Origin of the sequence: Bacillus sonorensis NBRC 101234 = KCTC 13918 (assembly GCF_001592005.1) — a bacterium.
GTDB classification, from domain to species: domain Bacteria; phylum Bacillota; class Bacilli; order Bacillales; family Bacillaceae; genus Bacillus; species Bacillus sonorensis.
Genome location: NZ_BCVZ01000030.1, coordinates 1 through 25,210, shown reverse-complemented (window position 1 = coordinate 25,210; position 25,210 = coordinate 1). Strand labels below are relative to the sequence as shown.

The 25,210-nt window shown below is 46.0% G+C and carries 24 protein-coding genes and 2 pseudogenes; 17 read left to right on the top strand and 9 right to left on the bottom strand.

The genetic code is table 11. The features are described 5' to 3' along the window. Nucleotides 1-15: 15 nt before the first annotated feature. Nucleotides 16-390: a DUF3212 family protein gene (locus BTR1S_RS20425; RefSeq protein ID WP_006637410.1), complete on the bottom strand. Its 375-nt coding sequence runs from the start codon at nt 388-390 to the stop codon at nt 16-18. A 197-nt stretch (nt 391-587) separates the two neighbouring features. Here BTR1S_RS20425 and BTR1S_RS20420 point away from each other — a divergent pair, with 197 nt between their 5' ends. From BTR1S_RS20420 to BTR1S_RS20410, 3 genes are all read left to right on the top strand, one after another. Next, the gene (locus tag BTR1S_RS20420; RefSeq protein WP_006637411.1) at nt 588-935 is read left to right on the top strand and encodes a YflT domain-containing protein; all 348 of its coding nucleotides are present in this window, start codon (nt 588-590) and stop codon (nt 933-935) included. A 144-nt stretch (nt 936-1,079) separates the two neighbouring features. Continuing rightward, nucleotides 1,080-2,474: an anion permease gene (locus BTR1S_RS20415; protein ID WP_087962502.1), complete on the top strand. Its 1,395-nt coding sequence runs from the start codon at nt 1,080-1,082 to the stop codon at nt 2,472-2,474. Between the two features lie 59 nt (nt 2,475-2,533). Further along, nucleotides 2,534-3,118, top strand: coding sequence for a VanZ family protein (locus BTR1S_RS20410; protein ID WP_006637413.1), 585 nt, complete (start codon nt 2,534-2,536; stop codon nt 3,116-3,118). Between the two features lie 26 nt (nt 3,119-3,144). On the opposite strand, the pseudogene BTR1S_RS20405 reads toward BTR1S_RS20410, so the two are convergent. Next, a pseudogene (locus BTR1S_RS20405) lies at nt 3,145-3,913 on the bottom strand (MBL fold metallo-hydrolase). A 115-nt stretch (nt 3,914-4,028) separates the two neighbouring features. Between BTR1S_RS20405 and BTR1S_RS20400 the strand changes: the two are divergent. The 5 genes and pseudogenes from BTR1S_RS20400 (at nt 4,029) to BTR1S_RS20380 (ending at nt 9,634) form a co-directional block, all read left to right on the top strand. Further along, nucleotides 4,029-4,823 carry an MBL fold metallo-hydrolase gene (locus BTR1S_RS20400; protein ID WP_029419860.1) on the top strand — a complete coding sequence of 265 codons (795 nt, stop codon included), beginning with the start codon at nt 4,029-4,031 and terminating at the stop codon, nt 4,821-4,823. A 209-nt stretch (nt 4,824-5,032) separates the two neighbouring features. Further along, nucleotides 5,033-6,676, top strand: coding sequence for a M14 family metallopeptidase (locus tag BTR1S_RS20395; protein ID WP_006637416.1), 1,644 nt, complete (start codon nt 5,033-5,035; stop codon nt 6,674-6,676). A gap of 129 nt (nt 6,677-6,805) precedes the next feature. Continuing rightward, nucleotides 6,806-7,903, top strand: coding sequence for a nitric oxide synthase oxygenase (locus BTR1S_RS20390; RefSeq protein WP_006637417.1), 1,098 nt, complete (start codon nt 6,806-6,808; stop codon nt 7,901-7,903). 22 nt (nt 7,904-7,925) lie between these two features. After that, nucleotides 7,926-8,952: pseudogene (locus BTR1S_RS20385) on the top strand (glycosyl hydrolase family 18 protein). 64 nt (nt 8,953-9,016) lie between these two features. Further along, complete coding sequence (locus BTR1S_RS20380) at nt 9,017-9,634, top strand: DUF3885 domain-containing protein (RefSeq protein ID WP_029419859.1); 618 nt, start codon at nt 9,017-9,019, stop codon at nt 9,632-9,634. A gap of 25 nt (nt 9,635-9,659) precedes the next feature. On the opposite strand, the gene BTR1S_RS20375 is transcribed toward BTR1S_RS20380, so the two are convergent. From BTR1S_RS20375 to BTR1S_RS20365, 3 genes are all read right to left on the bottom strand, one after another. After that, on the bottom strand, nt 9,660-10,298 hold the full coding sequence (locus BTR1S_RS20375) for an SdpI family protein (RefSeq protein ID WP_006637419.1): 639 nt from the start codon (nt 10,296-10,298) through the stop codon (nt 9,660-9,662). After that, the gene (locus BTR1S_RS20370) at nt 10,295-10,579 is read right to left on the bottom strand and encodes an autorepressor SdpR family transcription factor (protein ID WP_006637420.1); all 285 of its coding nucleotides are present in this window, start codon (nt 10,577-10,579) and stop codon (nt 10,295-10,297) included. Before BTR1S_RS20370 ends, BTR1S_RS20375 begins: the two co-directional genes overlap by 4 nt. A gap of 116 nt (nt 10,580-10,695) precedes the next feature. Continuing rightward, nucleotides 10,696-10,968: an acylphosphatase gene (locus BTR1S_RS20365; RefSeq protein WP_006637421.1), complete on the bottom strand. Its 273-nt coding sequence runs from the start codon at nt 10,966-10,968 to the stop codon at nt 10,696-10,698. Nucleotides 10,969-11,081: 113 nt separating this feature from the next. Between BTR1S_RS20365 and BTR1S_RS20360 the strand changes: the two genes are divergently transcribed. After that, nucleotides 11,082-11,732 (top strand): MOSC domain-containing protein, encoded by a 651-nt coding sequence (locus BTR1S_RS20360; protein WP_029419858.1) that lies wholly within the window; start codon nt 11,082-11,084, stop codon nt 11,730-11,732. Between the two features lie 43 nt (nt 11,733-11,775). On the opposite strand, the gene BTR1S_RS22260 is transcribed toward BTR1S_RS20360, so the two are convergent. From BTR1S_RS22260 to ltaS, 4 genes are all read right to left on the bottom strand, one after another. Further along, on the bottom strand, nt 11,776-11,907 hold the full coding sequence (locus BTR1S_RS22260) for a YflJ family protein (RefSeq protein ID WP_006637423.1): 132 nt from the start codon (nt 11,905-11,907) through the stop codon (nt 11,776-11,778). A gap of 139 nt (nt 11,908-12,046) precedes the next feature. Continuing rightward, nucleotides 12,047-12,202, bottom strand: a complete 156-nt coding sequence (locus tag BTR1S_RS23470; RefSeq protein WP_087962499.1) for a hypothetical protein — start codon at nt 12,200-12,202, stop codon at nt 12,047-12,049. 95 nt (nt 12,203-12,297) lie between these two features. Next, the gene (gene map, locus BTR1S_RS20350; RefSeq protein WP_006637425.1) at nt 12,298-13,050 is read right to left on the bottom strand and encodes a type I methionyl aminopeptidase; all 753 of its coding nucleotides are present in this window, start codon (nt 13,048-13,050) and stop codon (nt 12,298-12,300) included. A 124-nt stretch (nt 13,051-13,174) separates the two neighbouring features. Beyond that, nucleotides 13,175-15,136, bottom strand: coding sequence for a lipoteichoic acid synthase (gene ltaS / locus BTR1S_RS20345; protein ID WP_006637426.1), 1,962 nt, complete (start codon nt 15,134-15,136; stop codon nt 13,175-13,177). A 257-nt stretch (nt 15,137-15,393) separates the two neighbouring features. Between ltaS and BTR1S_RS20340 the strand changes: the two genes are divergently transcribed. The 8 genes from BTR1S_RS20340 to BTR1S_RS20305 all read left to right on the top strand — a co-directional run. Beyond that, entirely contained in the window at nt 15,394-15,771 is a 378-nt protein-coding gene (locus BTR1S_RS20340; protein WP_006637427.1) for a DnaJ family domain-containing protein, read from the top strand. Nucleotides 15,772-15,953: 182 nt separating this feature from the next. Beyond that, nucleotides 15,954-17,363 (top strand): alanine/glycine:cation symporter family protein, encoded by a 1,410-nt coding sequence (locus BTR1S_RS20335; protein WP_029419857.1) that lies wholly within the window; start codon nt 15,954-15,956, stop codon nt 17,361-17,363. 490 nt (nt 17,364-17,853) lie between these two features. After that, nucleotides 17,854-19,266, top strand: a complete 1,413-nt coding sequence (gene treP / locus BTR1S_RS20330) for a PTS system trehalose-specific EIIBC component (RefSeq protein WP_006637429.1) — start codon at nt 17,854-17,856, stop codon at nt 19,264-19,266. A gap of 74 nt (nt 19,267-19,340) precedes the next feature. Then, the gene (gene treC, locus BTR1S_RS20325; RefSeq protein WP_029419856.1) at nt 19,341-21,029 is read left to right on the top strand and encodes an alpha,alpha-phosphotrehalase; all 1,689 of its coding nucleotides are present in this window, start codon (nt 19,341-19,343) and stop codon (nt 21,027-21,029) included. Between the two features lie 20 nt (nt 21,030-21,049). Then, nucleotides 21,050-21,766 (top strand): trehalose operon repressor, encoded by a 717-nt coding sequence (gene treR, locus BTR1S_RS20320; RefSeq protein ID WP_029419855.1) that lies wholly within the window; start codon nt 21,050-21,052, stop codon nt 21,764-21,766. Between the two features lie 104 nt (nt 21,767-21,870). Then, nucleotides 21,871-22,563 (top strand): N-acetyltransferase, encoded by a 693-nt coding sequence (locus BTR1S_RS20315; protein ID WP_029419854.1) that lies wholly within the window; start codon nt 21,871-21,873, stop codon nt 22,561-22,563. A gap of 145 nt (nt 22,564-22,708) precedes the next feature. Continuing rightward, nucleotides 22,709-23,101 (top strand): NTTRR-F1 domain, encoded by a 393-nt coding sequence (locus tag BTR1S_RS20310; RefSeq protein WP_029419853.1) that lies wholly within the window; start codon nt 22,709-22,711, stop codon nt 23,099-23,101. 749 nt (nt 23,102-23,850) lie between these two features. Further along, a partial coding sequence (locus BTR1S_RS20305) for an NTTRR-F1 domain (RefSeq protein ID WP_176572979.1) occupies nt 23,851-25,210 on the top strand: 1,360 nt, incomplete at its 3' end.

Genomic DNA, 25,210 nt, shown 5'->3' with positions numbered 1-25,210 from the left:
TAGAAGTCTGCAAAGCTACAGGTTAAGCGTTTCGCGGAGGACCGATTCAGGGAGAAACAAATGGTAGACATCTGCATCCTTTGTATTTAAAAGATATTGATTGGCGTTTTCTTTGGAGTCGTTAATCATGTCCTTTGTCACAAATGGAAGCAGTGAGAAAAGGTATGAAGCCAGGATGTCTTCCGTGCTGTTGGCCGTTTGCATCTCAGTATCTCCGATGTTCATGATAATCGAAAAGACAAAATCAATATTGATGCCGAACTGTTGCGCCGCAAACGTTTCAAAAAGGTGGGTATTCGCGTCCTGACGATCTTCCTTTGAAAAGATTTGTTTGAGCAAATCACTGATGATCCATGCATTGTATTGCTGTTCCGGTGAGAAATAATTCAAGCAGAATCACCCCATTTTCGCCTTGTCTTCTTTTTAACATGTACCTGAAAGAAACGGAGGCTCAAACGTCATATCTGAAAATTTATAACAATTGTAACATTGACATGAAAATGTTACGGGCGGCACATTCCGTTGTTTACCCGCGGGGCTAAGGGGTATGTTTTTAATACAACATGAAGAAAAGGAGGAGATGTGAGATGAAGCCCGTTGTAAGGGAATATACAAATGATGAAAAGCTGATGAAAGACATTGAGGAGCTCAGGGACATTGGTGTTGCCAGAGAAGACATATACGTTCTCTCCCACGATGATGACAGGACGGAGAGAATTGCGGAAAACGCAGACGCCAATACAATAGGAGCGGAAGAAACAGGGCTCAAAAACGCCGTAGGAAATCTCTTCAATAAAAAAGGAGACGAACTCCGCAATAAAATTCATGAAATCGGCTTTTCAGAACAGGAGGCGCAGCAGTTCGAAAAGCGTCTTGATGAAGGAAAAGTGCTCCTGTTTGTAACCGATCATGATAAAGTGAAGTCTTGGGTTTAAACTACAGGCTGCCGGCCAAGTCGGCAGCTGAATTTTTTTCATGGAACTGGTGATAAAGGGCAAAAATAAAAAGCAGCAACGATTTACAGGAGGAGACGCGCCGTGGCAAAAGAAAAAGCTCCGCAAAATAAGCAGGGACTTCGCATGATTCCTTTCATCATCATGGTTTTAGCCGGAGTCGTCATTTGGTTCATACCGGTTCCCGCCGGTCTTGATGTGAAGGCATGGCATTTATTCGCGATTTTTGTCGCGACGATTATCGGCTTTATTTCAAAACCGCTGCCGATGGGGGCGATCGCCGTATTCGCTCTTGCCGTTACGGCTCTCACCGGAACGCTGTCAATTGAAGACACTCTAAGCGGATTTGGAAATAAAACAATTTGGCTGATCGTCATCGCGTTTTTCATTTCCCGCGGCTTTATTAAAACGGGTCTTGGGGCGAGAATCGCCTATTTGTTTGTCAGGATGTTCGGCAAAAAAACGCTCGGACTGTCGTATTCGCTGCTTTTCAGCGATTTGATTTTGTCACCCGCGATCCCAAGCAATACCGCGAGGGCAGGAGGCATTATTTTTCCGATTATCCACTCTCTGTCCGAGACGTTCGGTTCAACACCGAGAAATGGAACAGAGCGCAAAATCGGCGCATTTTTGCTGAACGTCGGCTTCCAGGGAAATTTGATTACTTCAGCAATGTTTTTAACGGCGATGGCGGCTAATCCATTAATCGCCAAGCTTGCCCATGATGTGGCAGGGGTGAACCTGACCTGGACAAGCTGGGCCGTTGCGGCGATCGTCCCGGGACTTGTGAGCCTGATCATTACGCCGTTTGTCATTTATAAACTGAATCCGCCCGAAATTAAAGAAACACCTGACGCAGCGGGCATTGCGACAAATAAGCTGAAGGAAATGGGGCCTTTTAAAAGATCTGAATTGTTTATGGTCATTGTATTCTTTCTCGTCCTTTTTTTATGGATATTTGGAAGCAACGCCAACATCGATGCCACTACGACGGCTTTGATCGGGTTGTCGGTCTTGTTTTTGACCCAGGTGCTGGATTGGGGCGATATTAAAAAAGAGCAAGGCGCATGGGATACGCTGATCTGGTTTTCGACTTTGTTAATGCTTGCGACATTTTTAAACAAGCTGGGAATGGTCGGCTGGTTCAGCGTTATGATGGAGTCGTTTGTTTCGGGCTTTTCGTGGATCAGCGCATTCCTCGTGCTGATTCTTGTCTACTTTTATTCACACTATTTCTTCGCCAGTGCAACCGCTCATATCAGCGCAATGTATTCGGCATTTTTCGCCGTGATGGTTGCCGCGGGCGCGCCGCCGCTTTTGTCGGCGCTCACCCTCGCGTTTTTCAGCAACCTTTTCGGCTGTACGACGCACTATGGCGCAGGAGCGGCGCCCGTATTTTTCGGAGCCGGCTATATTCCTGAAGGAAAATGGTGGTTCATCGGCTTCATCCTGTCAATTGTTCATATTGCGACATGGCTTGTTGTCGGCGGGCTGTGGTGGAAAGTATTGGGTATATGGTAAAATAAAGGGGCAGGACATTTCCTGTCTTCTTTTTTATTCATAGATGAAGGTGTGATCGGATGTTTTCGTTAGTTGATTTGACGTTTTTCGGCTTGATCGGTGTTTTTCTTTATTTTTTGTACGATGTGGTGAAAAACCGAAAAAGGACGAGCTTGATTAGAAAAATCGTGTTTTTGAGCTTCCTCGTTTATTTATGCGCAGTCTGGCATTTTACGATAGGGGAAATCAATATTCCGCCGCAAAGGGAATTCGCGCATATCGATGTTCAGTTTATTCCGTTCTTTTTTGTGTGGGATTGGTATCAAATGTATAAGCATGGCGGAACGGATTGGTTTTTTTGGAATTCCGTCAAGCTGACATTTTTTAATGTGCTGCTGCTTTTTCCTTTCGGTGTATATCTCCCGCTTTTGCGTAAGCATATCACCTTCAAGCGGGGGATCGTTTTTTGTTTTTTGGCGAGTCTTACGATAGAAAGCCTCCAGCTTGCGTTATCCGCCACAGGATTGATGATGCCCAGAACCTTTGACGTGGACGATTTGATGGTAAACACATTCGGCGGAGCGGCGGGATTTTGTTTCAGTGCATTAGTATGCCGTGCAGCCGGAAAAAAGAGTGCGTTTGAAACAAAAGGGTGTTCAAGATGATGGCGTAGAGCCATCATCTTTTTGCATTAAAATTGGATGCTGAGGTGTTTGAATGTATGGATTCCCGTCCCATGTCTGGCCAGATTTCGCTCCTTTAAATATTTTGCTGCGGAGGCTGCTTCCTTTAAGATGGAGGAGGCAAGCCCGAGCTGATGATGTCCTCCAAAAATTTTGCCGACAAGCTGTATCTCTGCGATTTTCTCAAAGGAATCGCCTGCATCGGCCGGATTTGTCGTCGGGTAGAAAGCATATTGGGAGCCCCTGTATAAAGAAGGTCTCCTGTAAACAAATAGCCGTTTGCAGAATCAAAAATACAGATATGGCCCGGGGAATGTCCGGGGTGTATGGTAAATGACCAGCGGTCTTGAACCGATTTCGATCATGTCGCCGTCTGTCAGGACGTCCGTCGGTTCACCTTTGTAGGGGGTGTAAAATGTTTCAGGAACCGGTTTTGTAATATCGCGTGCAATGTCCTTCCGCATTTGTTCAATTGGAAGCCCTTTGAGCCCCTTGGCCAGCCATTCTTTTTCTGCTTCGTGCACATAGATGCGTTCATATTTTCTATGACAGCCGGTATGATCCCAATGCACATGGGTGGTCATTACATTGATCGGCATATTTGTCGGCTTGCCGGTGATTCTTTTGATGCTGTCGATTCGGAGCCTGTGTCGATCAAAGCCGTTTCTTTTGTTCCGAGCAGCAAATAGGAGTGCACATTTTCCCAGTGTCCGTATTCACCGATCGCAAAGTCATTTCATCAATTTTTTCCACGGTAAACCAGTGATCATCTATCATATTTACAGTCCCCTCAATTTTTAACATGCATCACGCCGTCCGGGGCGATCATACATAAACAACTGCCAAAAGACACACACTAGCGGTATATATTCTGCAAGCGGGCGGTGACATCATGAGTGATACTTACATGCCTTTGACCTCTGTAAAAAGCGGGGTCTGTAAGGAGTATGCCAAAGGGGTATACGGATTAACGGTTCAAATTGTCAATGTATATTTTATAATGAATTCTTCCGGTGAAGCGGTATTAATCGATTGCGGCATGCCCAAATCCGCTTCTTTCATCATGAAAGAAGCGGAGAAGCTGTTTGAGGGCGATGTGCGGCTGAAAGCAATCATTTTAACGCATGGGCATTTCGATCATGTCGGGGCTTTGGAAGAGCTTTTGGGAAAATGTTCCGTTCCCGTTTTTATCCATTCGGAAGAAATGCCGTATGTAACGGGAAAAGCCGATTATCCACCGGCCAAGCCCCAGGTGAAAAGCGGTTTGGTCGCAAAGCTGTCCCCGTTGTTTCCGCGGCATTCCATCGATGTTTCATCAAGCGTGAAGCCGCTTCACGAAGACGGCACAGTTCCGTTCCTTGAAGAGTGGAAATGGATTGGCACGCCCGGCCATACACCCGGGCATATCTCGCTGTTCCGGCAGTCCGATAAAACATTGATAGCGGGCGACGCCATAACAACTGTAGAACAGGAATCCCTTTTAGAGGTCGCGATTCAAAAACAAGAACTCAATGGGCCGCCAGCGTACTTCACGATGGATTGGCCAAAAGCTGCTGATTCGATTCGAAAGCTTGCTGCGTTGAAACCGGCCTCATTGCTGACCGGCCACGGAGTGCCAATGAAGGGAACCGACTTTTCACAAGAGCTCAACAGCCTGTCAAACCGTCTTCCCGCCTCACAGGGATAACATCAGTGATGTCTGAAACATTCGGTCATACCGAATGTTTCTTTTTTCATAAGGGAAAAAATAACCATATTTTCATCCAGCACTACCTTCCATCGTTCTAGCCCGCGACTGTTCTTATGCACCAAATGATTCATTTTCTGAAATTTTAGACAAAAAATTCATGAATTTCATTTATAATGCAGATATGCTGTGAAAGGAGCTGAGGAAAGATGAGCATTCAAAAAAAAGTACAGGCTTTCTTTGGGATAACGCTTTTGTTAGGCGGACTCATGCTGTCCGGTGTCGCGCACGCTGTTGAAACTCCTTATTACGGAAAGTTTTACACTCAGCCGGAACAACTCTCCCCACTTTATCCAGAACCTGCTGAAACATACCAAACTCCTGCATTCACAAAGGTAGACGAGGCATTCACAACACAGGAAGAAATGATAAAGTTTATAAACAGACTGACAAAAAAAAGTCCGAATGTCAAAGTGAAAAATATCGGTTTTTCGATTGAAAAAAGAAATATTCCGGTGCTTTATTTCTCAAAAGACGACCGGATCAGATCGGTATCCAAAAAGCCGACGATATGGCTTCAGGCACAGATTCACGGGAATGAACCGGCCGCCGGGGAATCAGCTTTGGCCATCGCCGATAAGCTTGCCGGATCTTATGGGGACAAGGTGCTAAAAAAAGTCAATGTGATCATCGTTCCAAGAGTCAATCCAGACGGCTCCTATCATTTTAACAGAAGACTTTCCAGCGGCATCGACGGAAACCGGGATCATGTAAAGCTTGAATCCCCTGAGGTACGGGCGATTCATAAAGAATTCAATCAATATTCTCCCGAAGTCGTCATCGATGCCCATGAATACGGAGTCGGCCAAAATGAATTTCAGACTGTCGGTGAAAAAGGCGCATTAAAATACCATGATCTTTTGATTTTATCAGGGAAAAATCTAAATATACCCGAAGCGATCAGAACTGCATCAGACAGCCTTTTTGTGAACGGTGTCAGAGAAAAGCTTGATGAAAAGGGATTCTCAAATGATGCCTATTATACGACCGGAAAAAGCAAGGACGGAAACATTGAGATCTATGAAGGAGGGACAGAAGCGAGAATCGGCCGCAATGCATTCGCGCTTCAGCCGGCTCTATCTTTCTTAGTCGAAAGCAGGGGAATTGACATCGGCCGCGAAAATTTCAAAAGAAGGGTCGCCGCCCAAGTGGCAACACATGAAACCATCATCGATACGGCGGCAAAGCATGCGGCGGAGATTAAACGTCTTGTCGCCTCAGAAAAATTAAAGCTGATCCAAAAAGGGGCGAAAGCGAATGATGATGATCAGGTGGTCATTACAAGCGATTTCGCCGGACCGTTTCAAGATACGTTGAAAATGGCTGATATCGCTTCAGGACAAGCCGTCGATGTTCCTGTTCAATACTATAGCGCCAGCGAGGCAGTTCCCGTACTTTCACGAACAAGGCCGGTCGCCTATCTTGTCCTGCCCGGACATCAGGACATAGATAAAAAACTGCAAGACCAAGGATTGAAAAGCGCTGTACTGCCTGTTAAACAAAAGCTTCCGGTCGAAGCCTACCATGTCACTTCGCAAAAAACGGCCGGCGAATCAGAAGGCCGGCCTGTGATTCAGGTGGAGACGAAGCTTAAACACGAGAAAAAAGAATTTCCGAAGGGCACAAAAGTCTATTTTACAGCTCAGCCTCAAACCAACCTGCTGTCGACAGCGCTTGAGCCTGAATCCGTTGACAGCTATGTGAGTACGGGCTACATTTCCTCTGAAGAAGGAAAAAAGCTGCCAGTCTATCGTTTTATGCTCAATCAAAAAGCGCTTCATACACAAAAATAAAAACAAGGCATCCGTCTCAATGGCGGATGCTTTTTTATCGGTTTTTTATCATTTCTGAAAGAAAGGTTTTAAACTTAAACGGAAACCGATACAATAAGAATCATTGGGAGCAGGAAGGAGAGGGGTCATTTGGAAATTAATGAAGAGCTTTGGACAGAAGCAAAGAACTTCATTGAGCTGTGCTACGGAGAATTGGCTAAATCCGAGGCTGAAATCAAGTCGCGTTTACATATCATACGAGAGGACATCATCAGAACAGGCAGCTATATACATACAAAGGAAGAAATCGAACATGGAGCCAGAATGGCGTGGAGAAACAGCAGCCGCTGCATCGGCAGGCTGTTTTGGAACTCTCTTACTGTCATCGATCAAAGAGGCGTTCAAACCGAGGCAGAGGTGCGGGATGCGCTTTTTCGCCATATTCAGCTTGCAACAAACGGAGGGAAAATCAGACCGTTCATTACGGTTTTCCCCCCGGAACAAAACGGGCAAAAAAAAGTGTCTATTTGGAACCATCAGCTGATCAGGTATGCGGGGTATGAAACTGAGCAAGGCGTCATCGGCGATCCGGCGTCATTGGAATTGACAAAAGCGTGTGAAGCGCTCGGCTGGAAAGGCGAAGGTACGCCTTTTGACGTTTTGCCGCTTGTTTTTCAAATAGATGGACGTCCACCTGTGTGGTATGAGCTGCCTCGTGAAATCGTCAAAGAGGTCCGGATTGAACATCCGGAGATTGAAGGCTTCAAAAGTTTGGGGTTGAAGTGGTACGGTGTGCCGATTATAGCCGATATGAAGCTAGAGGTCGGAGGGATTCATTATAACGCAGCTCCTTTTAACGGCTGGTATATGGGGACCGAAATCGGAGCGCGCAATCTCGCCGATGAAGACCGCTACAACATGCTTGACAAAGTGGCCGGCATAATGGGGCTTGATACAGAACGGAATGCTTCATTGTGGAAAGACAAGGCGCTTGTTGAACTGAACAGGGCAGTCCTTCATTCATACAAAGAGGCAGGCGTCAGCATCGTTGACCACCATACGGCGGCAAGCCAGTTTAAGCGTTTTGAAGAGCAGGAAGCTGAAGCGGGACGAGAGCTGACAGCGAGCTGGACCTGGCTGATTCCGCCGCTGTCGCCGGCATCGACTCATATTTTCCACAGCCATTATGAGAATAAAACCGTAACACCGAATTATTTTTATCAAGAAAAGCCATATATCAATCAGTAAATGCACAAGGGAGAGTACTAGAATGAAAAAGCATGTTTGGCTGGTCGCCGTGCTGGCTGTCATGTTGTCCATGACGGCGTTTACGGGAGCAGAAGCAAAAGGATCAAACATCGTCCTCGGCTATACGACAGGCGATGGGGCATCATATCACTCATTGACGTCTTATCATAGCTATCTTAACGCGATCGCTCCTGATACGTATGCTTTTGACCAAAAAGGAAACATCATCGGAGAGACGCCGAAAAAACAGTTATCATATGCAAAAAATAAAAACGTGGGCGGTCATTTCCAATTATAATGAAGCCATTCAAAATTTCGACGGAAACCTGGCTTCCCGCGTCATGACAAACAAAACCGCGCGCAAACACTTTGCGGATCAGCTCGTAAAGCTGGCTAAAAAACAATCGTTTACCGGAATCAATATCGATTTTGAGGCCGTAAAGCCGGGGGATCGGGCAAAGTATTCAAGCCTGATCCAATATGTTGCAAACACTCTGAAAAAGCATAAAATCAAAACGATGGTGTCAGTGCCGGCGAAAAGCGCAGATCACCGGCAAGATGATTGGAGCTGGCCATTCGACTATGCGAAAATCGGAAAATACGCAGATTATGTGCAAGTGATGACATACGATGAACACGGCGTGTGGAGCAGCCCTGGCTCTGTCGCCAGCACGAACTGGATCAAAGGCACTTTAAAATACGCGGTCAAAACGATCAAAGCCAATAAAGTCATTATGGGGATTCCGTCTTACGGAAACGACTGGGATCTAACCGATCAACATAACAGCAAAATGCTGCAGTGGAATGAGCTTCAAGCGCTCAAAAAGAAGGTGAAGGCAAAGCCTGTTTACAATAAAAAATCCGGTTCGATGACGTTCTCCTACAAGGATGGCAGAAAACATAAGCATGTCGTTTGGTATGAAGATGAAAAAACGATTCAAGCGAAAAGCCGTCTGGCAAAACAGTATAAAATCGCCGGCGTATCCGTTTACGCGCTGGGGCATGAATCGGCGTCTTTCTGGAAGGCGATTCAAAAAGGACTCAAATAAAATCCCAATGCGGCTGTCCGAATGTCCGGGCAGCCTTCTTGTATGTCACAAAAAGGAGCTGCATATGAATGCCATTGACAAATACTTGAATGAGCATATTGAGGGAATCGCTTTAAGACCGCCGTTATTCTACAACTGGCCATACGGCATCCGTTTTGAAATCTCCATGCCTTGGGCGGATCATGCAGAAGCTGACAATCTTCGCCAAATCAAAGAAAGAAGCCTTACGATTTTCACTCAAGTTTTCTCAGACACGGATGAAATGATGCTTGTCGCAGATGTATCCCTGCAGCAAAAAAAGCAGACCAACCTCTTTAAAAAATATGTGAAACATAAAGCCGTTTTAAGGAAATTGCAGCACAGGCAGAATGCTCCGTACAACCATCGTTATCTGCTTCCTTGTACAAAGGCTGATATCCGATTCGGACAGTTGCTGTCATTCATTTGCGACAAAGATTTTGTAAACAAGGGGTATGATGTCGAGATTTATGTTGTGAATGTGGCGCGTAAGATGATTTTCCACTTATATGATGACAGCGGATGCGACGTCATTGCCGTTCAAAAAGAAGAACTGCTGCCGCTTTACAGCCGGCTGAACCAATGGGTATTGGAAAATGACAGAAGCCGTATTGACCAAATGTTCCAGCAGATGCTGCCAAACAATCAAAAAAGGCCGGATTGATACATATCCAGCCTTTCATAAAAAATCATCCATTCATGCCATTTTCTTTTCGGAATAGCATATAGGAATAGACATATGGTGCAATAACGGTAAGCAAAATAATAGGCAGTATCACATTTTCGCCGATCGTAAACAAACCGTCCGCCGCTATAAAAATTCCTGCAATCGTAAATACTTTCGCCCCGAATCTGTGGGTTTTTTTCCAGATCGCATCGCTGCTCAATGTCCAAGGGTTTTTAATTCCCATAAAAAAGTTCGGGCGGACTCTTGGAAGATAATTGCCGATGATGATCAGAAGGGCTCCTACAAGCACTGGGACGATGCTGCTCGTCGGCAAGTCGTATCCCATTCCCGACAGCACCATCAAGATATTGATGAGAGAAAAAAGCACCATCATGGCGTTGATGAGAATATCATACGTCTTAGAAAACATGCGATAGTTTTTTTTGCGGGGGTCCACTTTTGGCGTCACAGCCATCAAGATATATACCACCACAAGCAGACCCATCGCGGTCAGCATCGCTTCCATTTTTGAGGCATACCGGTCTACTTCGCCTGAAGACGACCAATGAATGGGAACTTGATCAGATATATGCGGGTAGGCAATCACCCAAACCAATAGATTAATCAAAATTAAAGATAGTGAAAAGATGTGCTTCTTCATTTTGCATCCCCTTCGTCTGTTCTAGTTTGTTCAGTAAAGCTGAAAGCCCAGCTGATAATGTCTTGAAACATGGTCGTATTCAGCGAATAGATGATGAATTGCCCTTTTTTTTCATCCTGAATCAGTTCGGCCTGTTTTAAGATTTTTAAATGCTGGGAGATGCTCGGCTTTGACATCTGGAAATGCCCGGCGATTTCACCGGCGGTCAAATCCTGTTCTTTCAGCAGATTCAATATTTTTCTCCTTGTTGGATCAGCCAAAGCTTTAAATGTTTGGTTCATGTAATAACATCCTTGGAATTTAAGTATTTAGTTATTTAACTAAATACTAAAATGAATGACCGAATAAGTCAAGGCCAATATGAGCCTTTACGAAAAAAACCGCCGAATCGGCGGCTTTAATAGCTGATATTAAACTTTTGGTATCCGTCAATTTGTTTTGTTTCTTCGATTTTGACGTCAGTCACGTTTGAGAACGGGCTTCCTTTTTGGACGGCTTTGAGAAATTGCTTCAAGCTTTCTTCCGGCCCTTCCGCACGGATTTCAACAGTGCCGTCATCGCGGTTGCGGACCCAGCCTGTTAATTTGCGTTTGTCAGCTTCCATTTGCACGAAGTAGCGGAAGCCGACGCCTTGGACGCGCCCATCTACAATGATTCGATATTGAAGCACTCTGGGAACCCTCCTTTTCTTCTATGCTACCATATTTCCCATTTTTCGATCACGGGATAGACATGGATGAAAGGAATCGATACAATATGAAAATAAAGGAAGGACGTGAGACTTTGGAAAATCGGCAATACGAGATTTCTTCCATTTATGTGGGATCTCCGAACATATACGAATTTGAAGGAAAAAAAGTAGAGACGGCAATATTCAAGCAACCCGTCGACTTCCCCGTATTTTTGAGCCGGACCAATTTCGAGGGGGACAAGCAGGCTGACCTCATTCACCACGGCGGCGCTGATAAAGCGGTGTGCGTCTATCCGGGGGATCATTACGCCTATTGGGAAAACGAGCTGAAGAAAAAGCTTCCTCAGGCAGCGTTCGGTGAAAATGTATCAGTAAAAGGCTTGACGGAACGCGATGTATGCATCGGCGACATATTCAAGCTTGGAGAAGCTATGGTGCAGGTAAGCCAGCCGCGGCAGCCCTGTTTTAAGCTTGCCAAAAAGCTGAACGTCAAAGATATGGTGCTGAAAGTGAGGAATACCGGCTACAGCGGGTTTTATTTCAGGGTGCTTGAAGAAGGAATCGTTGCGCCCGATTCACAGCTCCAGTTCGTTTCCCGTGACGCGCACGAAATCACGGTCGCACATGCCAATCATTTGATGTACCATGACCGCAACAATCAATCAGCCATTCGGAAAATCCTTGAGGTCGAGGCATTGTCAGACAGCTGGAGAGCGTCTTTTGAAAAACAGCTGAGCGCATAAAAAAAGCCGCGCCGGTAAAGCGGCGCGGCTTGAAATGTGCAGATTATTTTTTCACGCTGTCAAGCAGATTCGCTAGAAAATGCGTTTTGTAGCTTTGAAGCTTTCTTCCTTCATACTTCGTCATCCCAAGCTTTTTCAATTCCTGTACATACCAGCCTTTGCTTCCGTAATGCATGTCAGAAAACTCCTTTCCATTATTCAATGTAATTGGCATTCTAACATCCATCCCGAAACGTTGAAAAGGGGTTAGAGGAAATTGATAAAAACTGAGCCTTTCGTCCTGAAACCAAGGTCTGTTCTCTGAAGAGAAGATTTCAATGATTTATCAAACTGGAGATGATCATGGAAACAATCAGAATGCTGAGAACAATCCCGATATATTTTAAAAAACCGTTCTTTTTTTTATGGGCATATACGGTTAAAAATATGCTTTCGATCAAAAAGATTACTCCGATGATGGCAAACAACATGAGTGAATATGCTCCTTTCGGCAATGCTGCTTTTTATTTTAACATAAAACCCGGACTTGGATTCGCTGCGGGGAAGCCGAAAGGCGGATGAACGGTTAATCCAGCTGTGTTAAGATAATCGGTTCGTCTTTTGTGATCACGATCGTATGCTCGATCTGCGCCACCAAGCTTCCGTCGGGCGTTTTGAACGTCCAGCCGTCGCCGGCTTCGATAGTGTGCTCGGCTTTTGTTGATACGAACGGCTCTAAAGCGATCACGGTTCCGTTTTTAAACAGCGCGCTGTCAAATGGATCATAGTAATTTAAAATATGGTTTGGCGCTTCATGAAGCTTTTTTCCGATGCCGTGGCCCGTCAGGTTTTTAATGACGGTGAATCCATTTGCTTTTGCTTCATTGTAGACGGCTCTGCCGATTTGGTTTTGTTTTTTCCCGGCCCGCGCTTGGAGGAGCCCTTTTTGAAAGGCGCTTTCCGCGCATTGGCACAGCTTGTGCAAGGTTTCGTCGCCTTTGCCCAAGACAAATGAAATGCCGGTATCTGAGTAATAGCCGCCAAATTCAGCCGAAATGTCGATATTGATTAAATCTCCTTCTTTTAATATGGTGGATTGGCTCGGAATTCCGTGGGCCACTTCATCATTAATGCTGATGCATGTCGTACCCGGGAAATCATACTCTTTTTCCGGAGCTGAAGCGGCTCCATGAGCTTCAAGCACTTGTTTCCCTATCAGATCAAGCTCTTTTGTACTCATGCCGGGAGCGGCTTTTTGCTTCATTTCTTCCCTCGCCAAAGCGACGATTCTGCCGATTTTTTTGAGCCCTTCCAGCTCTTGGTCATTCTTTACAATCACAATTCATTCCCGCTTTCTTTTTTATATTCCAAATCAAGCTTACCATAACTGTTCCCGAAAAAGGAACAGCACGGCTTGAAGATGAAAAAACACCCGCCTTCCATTTGAAGGCGGGTGCTTTTGATTATTGTCCGGAATCTGATGTCGTTGTTGAAGATGCGTCAGATTCGGATGATTTCGGATGATGATTGGTGTAATCATAGTCGCTTGGATCGACTGGCTTGAATCCTTTCGGTTTATAGAAGCGCAGCAAATCTCCATCGACGATTTTATCCGACATTTCAAGCTCTTTTTTCACCGATTCATCGACGTTCGCGTCAATGTCTTTTTCGTTGAGTAGCTCTCCTGTCTTCGTATCATAATAGTTTCCGTTCGTTTTCGTGTATTTCGGTGAAACAAAATCGCCGTTTCGGAACGGAATGACTTCGCGGTGTTCAGGAGACAGAAGGTCTGAACCGCTCATCAGGTAATCCTTCGTATCCACGCCCATCAAATGAAGCAGGGTAGGGGCTACATCGACTTCGCCGCCGTATTTGTGGGATTTAACTCCCTTGACCCCAGGTGCGTGGATAAACAGCGGAACCCTCTGTAACTGAGCATTTTCATATGGCGTAATGTCTTTGCCCAATACTTTGGACATCGCTTTATTGTGGTTTTCCGAAATGCCGTAGTGGTCGCCATACATGACGACGATTGTATTGTCATACAATCCGGCCTTTTTCAGATCGTTGAAGAACTGTTCAAGCGCCTGATCCATGTAGTTGGCCGATTGGAAGTAATGATCGACAACACTGTCGCCGGTATCCCCGGCCGGGAAGTCTGTATCGCCTTCATCCATTTCAAATGGGAAATGGTTGGAGAGCGTAATAAATTTCGTGTAGAACGGCTGTTTCAGGCTCTTTAACAGCGGCATTGATTCTTCAAAGAACGGTTTATCCTTCAAGCCGTAGTTTTTCGTTTTACCTTCGCTCATATCGTAATACGTAGCGTCAAAGAATTTGTCATATCCGATGGCTTTATACATTTCATTACGGTTCCAGAACGTTTTGTAGTTACCGTGGAAAGCCGCGGATGTATAGCCTTGCGATTTTAAAATCGCCGGCGCCGACTGAAGCGTGTTCTGCGCTTTATTAATGAACACCGATCCTTGAGATAAAGGATACAGCGAGGTGTCCATCATGAATTCGGCGTCTGATGTTTTACCTTGTCCAGTTTGGTGGAAAAAGTTATCAAAATAGAACGTTTCATTATCATGAGCCAGCGAGTTTAAGAACGGCGTTACTTCCTTGCCGTTAAGCTTGTAGTCAATCAGGAACGTCTGAAGTGACTCCATTGAAATGTAAACCACATTCATGCCTTCCGCTTTTCCGAAGTATTTAGGGTCCGGTTTGTCCTGATTGGCTTTAATATAGTTCTCAACCTCAGTCACGTCGCTGGAGCTGGCCAGGGCGCGCTGACTGTTTGACTTAATGTTTTGTATCGCATCATAGATTGTGAAGTTGTATGTTCCCAAGTATTTCACAAGATAGTTGCGGTCGAATGAACGGGTAAGAAGCTCCGGACGGTCCATCTCCGCAACCGCAAGATTGACGAGAAAGACCAGAATGCTTGCACCCATTACGATTTTAAACGGACGCTTTGTCGTTTTTTCAGACGGTCTGTTATAAAAAACGGCCAATGCGATCAAAATGATCGTATCGATAAAATAAAAGACATCAAGAGGGTGCATGAGTGAGAAAATACTGTCCCCGAGCTGTCCTCCGTTTGTTTTTGCCTGCATGATCGTAGGCAGCGTGATAAAGTCGCTGAAGAATCTGTAATAGACGACGTTTGCGTAAAGTAAAAAAGACATTAAAAAATGAATCACTATTATGGCCGTCTGCTGTATTTTTTTCTTGAACAAGAGTCCCAATCCAAGAAAGAACAAGCTTGAGCTAATCGGATTCACAAAAAGCAAAATCTTTTGTACTGTGTTGGTTATTCCTAAATTAAATTCAATCACATAAGCAGCATATGTTTTCAGCCATAGCAATACAACGGCTATCAGAAAAAAGGCAAGCCCTCTTTCCTTTATAAATCTTTTCATTGTTACACTCCTTTTTCCGGATCAGCATAAAACCATCGGAACGAAGAAAAAAACGAATGTATAAAATATACCATGAAATGCCGATTTAGAAAAGCGGAAACTAAGACAGGCAAAGAGACCGTGAAAACCCCATCAATCCAAGGATGTTGGCTTTTTGAAAACCGAACTGGAAATATTTTGTGCCAATTGTATATTGGCTGTTCCCTGGTTTTATGGCAGACTGATGTATTATATGTATGAAAAAGGCTGGTGAGACCATGGATTTTTCAAGTATCATCTCCGAGGATAGAATTAAGCAGGCGATCAAGGACGGGGAGTTCGACGGGCTGCCGGGAATGGGCAAACCGCTTAAAAAGGATGATGCCGCCCATGTTCCCGAAGATCTCCGAATGGCTTACCGGGTGTTGAAAAACGCCGGTATGGCAGGGGATGAAGCATCGCTGAAAAAAGAGCTGATGACCATTGACGACTTAATCGCCAAATGCACGGATGAAGATGAGCGCGAGCGGCTCATCAAAAGAAAAACGGAAAGCCGGCTCAGGCTTGACAGACTCGCCGCCAAGACAGGCATGTTTTCCAAGCCTGCATCCGCTTTTTACAAGGATAAAATATATAAACGGCTCGGCCGTTCATAAAGAGCAGACGTTTTTTCCGATGTCTGCTCTTGTTTTTTACTGCCGGCGGCAATGTTGCATTTTGGGACTGTGAAAGCGGGGCGGGAAGAAGATGCCTTTTAAAAACAGATCGGGCGCTTTGTGACAAGTTTTATTTTTCTCCGGTTGTGGTAATGACCCATAAACGAAAAAAGGGTGATAGGATGGAAACATTAGCATGGGTCAAGCGTATTTCGGATTGGCTGTGGGGGCCGCCTTTAATTGTTTTATTGACGGGGACAGGAGTCTATTTTACAATTCTGCTGAAATTTTTTCAGTTTCGCTATCCCGTTTATATGTTCAAACAAACGATCGGCAGCATCGGCAAAAAGCCGAAGGGAGAGGGGACGGTTACACCTCTGCAAGCATTGACTTCGGCTCTCAGTTCAACGATCGGCGCTGCAAACATTGTCGGTGTGCCGGCGGCGATTATGTTCGGCGGTCCAGGAGCCGTTTTTTGGATGTGGCTGGTCGCGCTGTTTGCCATGGCAATTAAGTTTTCGGAAAGTGTGCTGGCCGTCCATTATAGAGAAAAAAACAAAGCGGGGGAATTTGTCGGCGGGCCGATGTATTACATAACAAAAGGGCTGAAGCTGAAATGGCTCGGCGTCTTCTTTTCAGTTGCGCTGATTGTCGAACTGATCCCAAGCATTATGGTTCAAGGAAATTCAGTATCTGTTTCACTGGCGGAAACATTCTCTTTCAATAAAATGTACGCAGGGATCGTCATTGCTTTTTTGATCGGCCTTGTGGTCATTGGGGGAATCAAGCGGATTGGAAAAGTGACAGAGCTGGTGGTGCCGCTGATGGCAGGGGTGTATGTGGGGGCGGGAATCCTGATTGTCATCATGAATGTTTCATCAGTGCCAGCTTTTTTCTCTCTCATCTTTTCGAATGCGTTTACCTCCTCTTCGGCATTAGGCGGGTTTGCCGGCGCGGCAATCGCCGAAACGGTCCGCTGGGGATTTGCGCGCGGCCTTTATTCCAACGAAGCCGGGATGGGGACGGCGCCGATTGCCCATGCCGCTGCAATGACCGATCATCCCGTAAGGCAGGGCTTCTGGTCTGTGATCGGCATTGTCGTTGACACCTTGCTGATTTGTACGACGACGGCTTTTGTCGTTCTTTCATCAGGAGTGTGGACGGGGGAAAACGCCCTTCGAAACCCGGCGGCGCTGACGGCAGCAGCTTTCAAAAGCTATTTTGGCAGCGGAGGCGGATACTTCGTGTCCATCTCACTCGTCTTTTTCGTTGTATCAACGATTACCGTTGTGATTTTTTACGGGGTTAAGCAAGCTGAGTTTCTGTTCGGCCGGATCGCCGGTCATGTGATCAAGGTGATTTATTTAGCCGCAATTATCATAGGTGCAGCGGGCGGGGCGAAGGCCATTTGGGGATTTCTTGACCTCGCGCTTGCTTTCATACTGATTCCAAATATTGCGGCCCTTTTACTTTTGAGCAGAAAAGTCAGGTCTTTATATGATGAATTTTTTACATCAGAAAAGTATTATTTGAAAGATATCAGGCCAAAGAGCGGCGCTTATGAGCCCCGGAAAAATATGAACCATTCTTAGCGGCTAGCATAGAGAATGAGCGAGGCATGCTCCGCTCGGAAAAAAGAGCAAAGTTTTGCATCTCGATTTGCCTTGCATATGAAAGGAAAGAAAAACGCTGGTGTGCCACATAGCCATGCGGATAAGCGCGGATTTTTTCCCCGGCAATGCAGGCGGCGACCCCTAAAACTTTTATGGATTACGGAAGTTTGTTTTGCCCTCATTACATCGAAACGCTTGTGACGGATAGAGCGCATGGTCCGTCTTTTCACTTCTCATCAATCTGCATGTTCTTCTTTGAAAACCTGGCTGAACAGCGGTTTGGCAACTGTTCAGCCAGGTTCTTTTTGATGGCATACGTATTCATCATGGCCTCTCATGTTTGTGATTGAATTTCCCTTTTGTTTTACATTTTTGAAAACGCTTCAAAAAATATGTTGACTACATGTATATACAGGAATACAATATAACCGTAACATGTATATACAAGTATAAGAACGGAGGGGTTGGCATGGGGGAACTGAACAGATCCGCCCGGCAGATTGTCGATGCAGTCGGCGGCGCGGAAAATATTGCAGCGGCAACTCATTGTGTGACTCGTTTGCGATTTGCTTTAATAGATGAAAGCAATGTCGATCAAAAGGCACTTGATCAAATCGATGTCGTAAAGGGCTCGTTTTCAGCGAACGGGCAGTTTCAGGTGGTGATCGGCCAAGGGACGGTCAATAAAGTGTATGAAGAGCTGGTGAAGGAAACGGGAATCGGCGAATCCAGCAAGGATGAAGTCAAGAAGGCTTCTGAGAAAAATATGAACCCATTGCAGCGTGCTGTGAAAACGCTTGCGGACATTTTTATACCGATTCTGCCGGCTATTGTAACAGCGGGATTGTTAATGGGAATCAACAATATTTTAACGGCATCGGACATTTTCTTCAGCGGGAAGTCGATCGTTGAAGTTTATCCGCAGTGGGCCGATCTTGCCAATATGATTAATTTGATTGCGGGAACGGCCTTTACCTTTCTGCCCGCTCTGATCGGCTGGTCAGCCGTAAAACGATTCGGCGGCAATCCGCTTCTTGGGATCGTGCTTGGCGTCATGCTGGTTCATCCCGATTTGTTGAACGCCTGGGGATACGGAGCCGCGGAGCAAAGCGGCGAAATCCCTGTTTGGAACCTTTTCGGCCTTGAAGTGCAGAAGGTCGGATACCAGGGACAGGTGCTGCCGATTTTGCTCGCTTCATATTTACTTGCGAAAATCGAGCTGTTTTTAACAAAACGGACGCCTGAGAGCATACAGCTTCTTGTTGTCGCTCCGATTACACTGCTTGTGACAGGATTTGCTTCCTTTATTATCATCGGGCCGATTACATTTGCGATCGGGAATGTTTTAACATCAGGCCTTATTGCGGTATTCGGAACATTTGCCGCGCTGGGCGGCCTGTTATATGGCGGATTGTACTCCGCCCTCGTCATTACCGGCATGCATCATACATTCCTGGCGGTCGATCTGCAGCTGATCGGCTCCAAGCTGGGCGGCACATTTTTATGGCCGATGCTGGCCTTATCCAATATCGCTCAAGGTTCAGCCGCGCTGGCCATGATGTTCATTGTCAAGGATGAGAAGCAAAAAGGCCTTTCGTTGACTTCAGGTATTTCCGCTTATCTCGGCATTACCGAACCCGCGATATTCGGAGTGAATCTGCGGTACAGATTTCCGTTTATCATCGCGATGGTCAGCTCAGGGCTTGCCGGAATGTATATTTCATCACAAGGCGTTTTAGCGAGCTCCGTCGGAGTCGGCGGCGTGCCGGGGATTTTCTCGATCATGAGCCAATATTGGGGCGCATTTGCGATCGGAATGGCCATTGTGCTGGTTGCGCCGTTTGCGGGAACATACGCCTATGCAAAACTGAAGCGTAAATAACAGGAGGGGAATTGGGACGCATGCTGCAGTCTCTTTTCCCATTTTATATAGAAAGAAAGTGGTGGTGCACGAATATGGACATGAAACAACAGCCATGGTGGAGAAAAGCTGTGGTCTATCAAATTTATCCGAAAAGCTTTAATGATACGACGGGAACGGGCGTCGGCGATCTTCAGGGGATTATTGAAAAGCTCGATTATATAAAAGAGCTAGGCTGTGATGTGATTTGGCTGACGCCGATTTATGAATCTCCTCAACACGATAATGGCTATGATATCAGTGATTATTACCGGATTCATGAAGAATATGGAACATTGGAGGATGTTGAGCGGCTTTTGGAGGAAGCGCACAAGCTCGGCTTGAAGGTGATCATGGATCTTGTCGTCAACCATACGTCAACAGAGCACCGGTGGTTTAAAGAAGCATCATCTTCGAAAGACAGTCCTTACCGCGATTTTTATATTTGGAAGGATCCGAAGCCTGACGGGTCCCAGCCGACGAACTGGGAGTCAAAATTCGGCGGCTCCGCATGGAAGTTTGATGAAAAGACGGGGCAGTATTATCTGCATCTTTATGATGTCACACAGGCTGATTTAAATTGGGAAAATGAAGAAGTCAGAAAAAACGTATATGAGATGATGCATTTCTGGTTTGAAAAAGGCATAGACGGCTTCAGGCTTGATGTTATTAACGTCATCTCAAAAGATCAGCGTTTTCCGGATGATGATAATGGGGACGGGCGAAAATTTTATACAGATGGTCCAAGGGTGCATGAATTTTTGCATGAAATGAACAGGGAAGTCTTTTCTAAATATGACAGTATGACGGTCGGCGAAATGTCATCAACAACGATCGCCGATTGCATCAAATATACGAACCCGACCAGGCAAGAGCTGGATATGGTATTTAACTTCCATCATTTAAAAGCCGATTATCCAAACGGGGAAAAATGGACGCTCAGCGATTTTGATTTCTTAAAGCTGAAGAAGATTCTTTCGGAATGGCAGACAGAGATGAATAAAGGAGGCGGCTGGAATGCGCTGTTCTGGTGCAACCACGATCAGCCGCGGATCGTCTCGCGCTATGGTGATGACGGGAAATACCGCAAGAAATCGGCGAAAATGCTGGCGACGGCGATCCATATGCTGCAAGGCACTCCCTACATTTATCAAGGGGAAGAACTCGGAATGACCAATCCGAAATTTGATGACATTTCTTTGTACCGGGATGTGGAGTCTTTAAATATGTACCGGCTGATGAAAGAAAAAGGAATACCGGAAGAAGAGGTCATTGAGATTTTAAAAGCGAAATCCCGTGATAATTCGCGGACGCCGATGCAATGGAACGCCGGAAAAAACGCCGGGTTTACAACGGGGACGCCTTGGATTCCGATTCCGGACAATTACAAAGATATCAATGCCGAAGAAGCGCTGCGCGATCCTGATTCTGTTTTTTACCATTATCAAAAGCTGAACAAGCTGCGCAAAGAATACGATATCATCACAACCGGAGATTATCAGCTTATTCTTGAAGACGATCCGGCGCTTTTCGCGTATGTGAGAAGCGGAAAAACTGAGAAACTTCTGGTCATCAACAATTTCTACGGAAAGGAAACCGAGTTCCGCCTTCCGGAAGATATTGATTGTGAGGGATACTCAGCCAAGGTTCTGATTGCGAATGACGAAGAGATTCCGGGGCAATTCACAAATTTTAAAGTGGGACCATATCAATCGATAGTTTATCATCTGGCCAAACCATGCTAAACTAAGCTGGGTGGTAAAAAATGAAAGTCAATAAATACGTCATGATTTATAAAGAAATCACAGAACAAATTGATCAGGGCATCCTGAATGCCGGCGATATTTTGCCGTCGGAACACGACCTTGCCGATCTGCATGAGACATCGAGGGAAACCGTTCGAAAAGCGTTGAATCTGCTTGCTCAAAATGGCTACATCCAAAAAATCAAAGGAAAAGGTTCCGTTGTCCTCAATAGAGAAAAAATGCAGTTCCCGGTTTCCGGCCTTGTCAGTTTCAAAGAGCTTTCTGAAACGCTTGGCAGAGAGACCAGTACAGTTGTGCATGAGTTCGGCTTGACCCATCCGAACGCATACATTCAAAAACAGCTTCGGATCGAAGAAGACGAAGAGGTATGGCGTGTTGTCAGGTCCCGAAAAATCAACGGAGAGCATGTCATTCTTGACAAAGATTATTTTATCCGGAAAAGCGTGCCTCTTTTAACAAAAGAGATATGCGAGGATTCAATTTATCAATATATTGAGGGAGAACTCGGCCTTGTCATCAGCTATGCCCACAAAGAAATCGTTGTTGAACCTTGCACGGAAATGGATCAAAAGTATTTGGATTTAAACGGATACGAGCAAATCGTCGTTGTAAAAAACTTTGTGTTCCTTGATGACACGACACTGTTTCAATATACGGAAAGCAGACACAGACTTGACAAATTCAGGTTTGTCGATTTTGCCAGAAGAGAGAAGTAGCACGGTCCGCCTATCGGCGGCCGTGTTTTTTTGTGAAGCCGTTTCTCATCACGTCCAAATTGAATATGATGCAAAAGACGGAAATGAAAAATGGGGGCGTAAACATGATTCATAAAAGTGTAACGATCGGAAAAAACGTTGTATTGGGAGAACATGTTGTAATCGAGGAACATGTGACGATCGGCGATGATGTAACAATTGGCCATCATGCTATCATCAAAAAGGACACACAGATCGGAAACGGGGTAAAAATCGGTGATTTGACCGTGCTTGGCAAAGGAACCGCTTCAAATAAAAAAATGGCGCGGCAGCCGAAATCAACAGGAATGCCTTTGACGATTGAAGATCAGGTTGTTATCGGTTCAAGCGCTGTGGTGTATCGGGATGTCTGTTTGAAAAAAGGCGTGTTTGTGGGGGATATGGCAAGCATCCGCGAACATGTGACGGTCGGAGAAGACAGCATCATCGGCCGAAACGCCATGGTGGAGAACAACACAACTATCGGCAGGAGGGTGACTATTCAAACAGGATGCTACATCACCGCTGATATGGAAATAGAAGATGAGGTATTCATCGGCCCGTGCTGTTCAACATCGAATGATAAATACATGGGAATGGGCAATTATCAATATAAAGGCCCAACGATTAAAAGGGGGGCGAAAATCGGAAACAATGCAACCCTGTTGCCATCAGTCGTCATCGGTGAACACGCGGTTATCGGGGCAGGCGCGGTCATCACAAAGGATATTCCCGCCGGCAAAACGGCGGTAGGCAATCCTGGCCGGGTCATGAAATAAAGTCATATTGTAAAAGGTAGTTTCACTTTCCATAAAATAGCATGTTAAATAACGTGTCTGCTTGAGAGAAAAGGTCATAGTATATAAAGCTTCAATATCTAATAAAGATAGTTGCAGCAATAGAGTAAAAAGAATTGGGGGGAAAATGTCCATTCAAAACGCAATGGTAAACGGCGGTTTCGAAACCGGAACACTCGCTCCCTGGGTAGGCGTAAATACAACCGTTACAAGCGAATTTTCGCATTCCGGTTTTTTCTCTGCGAGATTGTTTGGAGGGACGTTCACATCGTATATTACACAATTTGTTGGGGGAAGGAGCCGAATTTCTTGCCTCTTTGGCGAAAACGGGATTTCTTCCGGCGCCCTCAGTCACCGATGCAGGTTGCCTATTTTGACAGTCGATTTAATTTTCTTGGGAACGGCTTTTTTGCGCTTGTGCCTTCTAGCAGAATACCAGCTGTCGAAAATAGAACGCGGCTGGAAATTTATCAAACGGCAACACCGGCTCCGCCAGGCACCACTCAGGCATTCATATTAATCAACAACCTTCCGCAAGCAGGAACCGGATATTTTAGTGGATGATGTCGCCTTATTGAGAAGAAGGTCCAATCGGAGCACAAGGCCCGACAGGTCCAACCAGCCCGCAAACAGCAATTTTCTTTACAAACACCTCTGGCTCCATTTCAGTCTAACAATCCGCCAACTATTCCGCTAAATACTGAAGTAACTGTAAGCAGCGGTCAAAATGTTAAAGTCGATTATGCACTTGCAGTAGAGACTATAAATACTGCAAACAGTAATATAATTTTTGAATTGAGGCTTCACTTCAATCGCGAAAATGTAATAGAAGCCTCGCAGCCGCTGGTATACACAAAGCTTCCCACTAGCTAGCACTTTTGTTAATACTGTGCTTTCTACTACAACAGTTGCATATACGGTAAGAGTAGCCGTTACAACGGCTTCAAACGTAACTTCTGCAACAGCATTCAATAGAGATTTGAATATAATTAGATTCCCTTAATAATGAGGGGAGATGTTCGAACAGAGCATCTCCTTGTATTTTTGAAAAGTAAGTTTTTGGGATTCCTTCTTCTGGAATTTTTGAGCAAAGTTTTACTTCATATCTTTTAAATGATTGTAAGGTGGAATTTCAAGATTCGGTTGTAAATGTGTTTTCACCATATGGAAAATAACGTGACCAAGTTATTTGAGGAAACATAGTATATGTTAGCTTCAAACTTGAAAAAGGTATTGAAGCAAATCTATGAAAAGGAGGTAAATTCCTAGATGTCAATTCGAAATGTTGTTATTAATGGAGGTTTCGAGACAGGGACACTCCCGCCTTGGGTTGGCCAAAATGCATTCGTCACTACTCAATTTTCTCATTCAGGTTTTTGGTCGGCAACATTGCTGGGAGGAAATGTAGTTTCGTTTATAGCTCAATTTGCCCCGGTTAATGCGGGAGAGGGTTTAGAGTTTCTTGTGTCTTTAGCCAAATCAGGTTTTTTACCGTCTCCTCAAGTACAGATCCAAGTATCTTATTTTGATAGTTCATTTAACTTCCTAGGACAGGGGCTTTTTGTTAATATTCCATTTAATAGATTACCAGTTGTGGAAAATAACACATGGCTTGAAGTTTATCAAACGACAGATCCTGCTCCCGCGGGTTCTACGATGGCGTTTATTTTGATAAATACGCTTCCGCAAGCTGGGACAGCAAATGTCGTTGTAGATGATGTAGCGCTTTTAGAGGCCGCTGGTGTAGCGGGTCCAACAGGTCCAACAGGCCCAACCGGCCCAACAGGTCCAACCGGAGCGACCGGCCCAACAGGTCCGACAGGTCCAACGGGAGCAACAGGTCCGACAGGTCCAACGGGAGCAACAGGTCCGACAGGTCCAACGGGAGCAACAGGTCCGACAGGTCCAACAGGCGCAACAGGAGCGACCGGAGCAACAGGAGCAACGGGAGCGACCGGCCCGACAGGTCCAACCGGAGCGACCGGAGCAACGGGAGCGACCGGAGCAACAGGCGCAACCGGAGCGACTGGCCCAACAGGTCCGACCGGAGCAACGGGAGCGACAGGTCCAACCGGCCCAACCGGAGCAACGGGAGCGACCGGAGCAACAGGTCCGACCGGAGCAACGGGAGCGACCGGCCCAACAGGTCCAACCGGAGCAACGGGAGCGACCGGCGCAACAGGTCCGACAGGTCCAACGGGAGCAACAGGAGCAACCGGAGCGACAGGTCCAACGGGAGCAACAGGAGCAACGGGAGCGACCGGAGCAACAGGTCCGACAGGTCCAACGGGAGCGACCGGCCCAACAGGTCCAACCGGAGCAACGGGAGCGACCGGAGCAACAGGTCCAACAGGAGCGACTGGCCCAACAGGTCCGACCGGAGCAACGGGAGCGACAGGTCCAACCGGCCCAACCGGAGCAACAGGCGCAACCGGAGCGACCGGAGCAACAGGTCCAACCGGAGTGACCGGCCCAACCGGAGCAACAGGTCCAACCGGCCCAACCGGAGCAACAGGCGCAACCGGAGCGACCGGAGCAACAGGTCCAACCGGAGCGACCGGTCCAACCGGAGCGACCGGCCCAACCGGAGCAACAGGTCCAACCGGAGCAACAGGCGCAACAGGCGCAA

Coding starts and splice junctions, on each gene's coding strand:
- BTR1S_RS22260 (WP_006637423.1), bottom strand. CDS start 11,907: ATGCATTACGGAAGCAAAGGCTGGTATGTACAGGAATTGAAAAAGCTT.
- BTR1S_RS20315 (WP_029419854.1), top strand. CDS start 21,871: ATGATTCATAAAAGTGTAACGATCGGAAAAAACGTTGTATTGGGAGAA.
- BTR1S_RS20395 (WP_006637416.1), top strand. CDS start 5,033: ATGAGCATTCAAAAAAAAGTACAGGCTTTCTTTGGGATAACGCTTTTG.
- BTR1S_RS20415 (WP_087962502.1), top strand. CDS start 1,080: ATGATTCCTTTCATCATCATGGTTTTAGCCGGAGTCGTCATTTGGTTC.
- treR (WP_029419855.1), top strand. CDS start 21,050: ATGAAAGTCAATAAATACGTCATGATTTATAAAGAAATCACAGAACAA.
- BTR1S_RS20370 (WP_006637420.1), bottom strand. CDS start 10,579: ATGAACCAAACATTTAAAGCTTTGGCTGATCCAACAAGGAGAAAAATA.
- BTR1S_RS20420 (WP_006637411.1), top strand. CDS start 588: ATGAAGCCCGTTGTAAGGGAATATACAAATGATGAAAAGCTGATGAAA.
- treC (WP_029419856.1), top strand. CDS start 19,341: ATGGACATGAAACAACAGCCATGGTGGAGAAAAGCTGTGGTCTATCAA.
- ltaS (WP_006637426.1), bottom strand. CDS start 15,136: ATGAAAAGATTTATAAAGGAAAGAGGGCTTGCCTTTTTTCTGATAGCC.
- treP (WP_006637429.1), top strand. CDS start 17,854: ATGGGGGAACTGAACAGATCCGCCCGGCAGATTGTCGATGCAGTCGGC.
- BTR1S_RS20380 (WP_029419859.1), top strand. CDS start 9,017: ATGAATGCCATTGACAAATACTTGAATGAGCATATTGAGGGAATCGCT.
- BTR1S_RS20410 (WP_006637413.1), top strand. CDS start 2,534: ATGTTTTCGTTAGTTGATTTGACGTTTTTCGGCTTGATCGGTGTTTTT.
- BTR1S_RS20400 (WP_029419860.1), top strand. CDS start 4,029: ATGAGTGATACTTACATGCCTTTGACCTCTGTAAAAAGCGGGGTCTGT.
- BTR1S_RS20335 (WP_029419857.1), top strand. CDS start 15,954: ATGGAAACATTAGCATGGGTCAAGCGTATTTCGGATTGGCTGTGGGGG.
- BTR1S_RS23470 (WP_087962499.1), bottom strand. CDS start 12,202: ATGTTGTTTGCCATCATCGGAGTAATCTTTTTGATCGAAAGCATATTT.
- BTR1S_RS20375 (WP_006637419.1), bottom strand. CDS start 10,298: ATGAAGAAGCACATCTTTTCACTATCTTTAATTTTGATTAATCTATTG.
- BTR1S_RS20340 (WP_006637427.1), top strand. CDS start 15,394: ATGGATTTTTCAAGTATCATCTCCGAGGATAGAATTAAGCAGGCGATC.
- BTR1S_RS20310 (WP_029419853.1), top strand. CDS start 22,709: ATGTCCATTCAAAACGCAATGGTAAACGGCGGTTTCGAAACCGGAACA.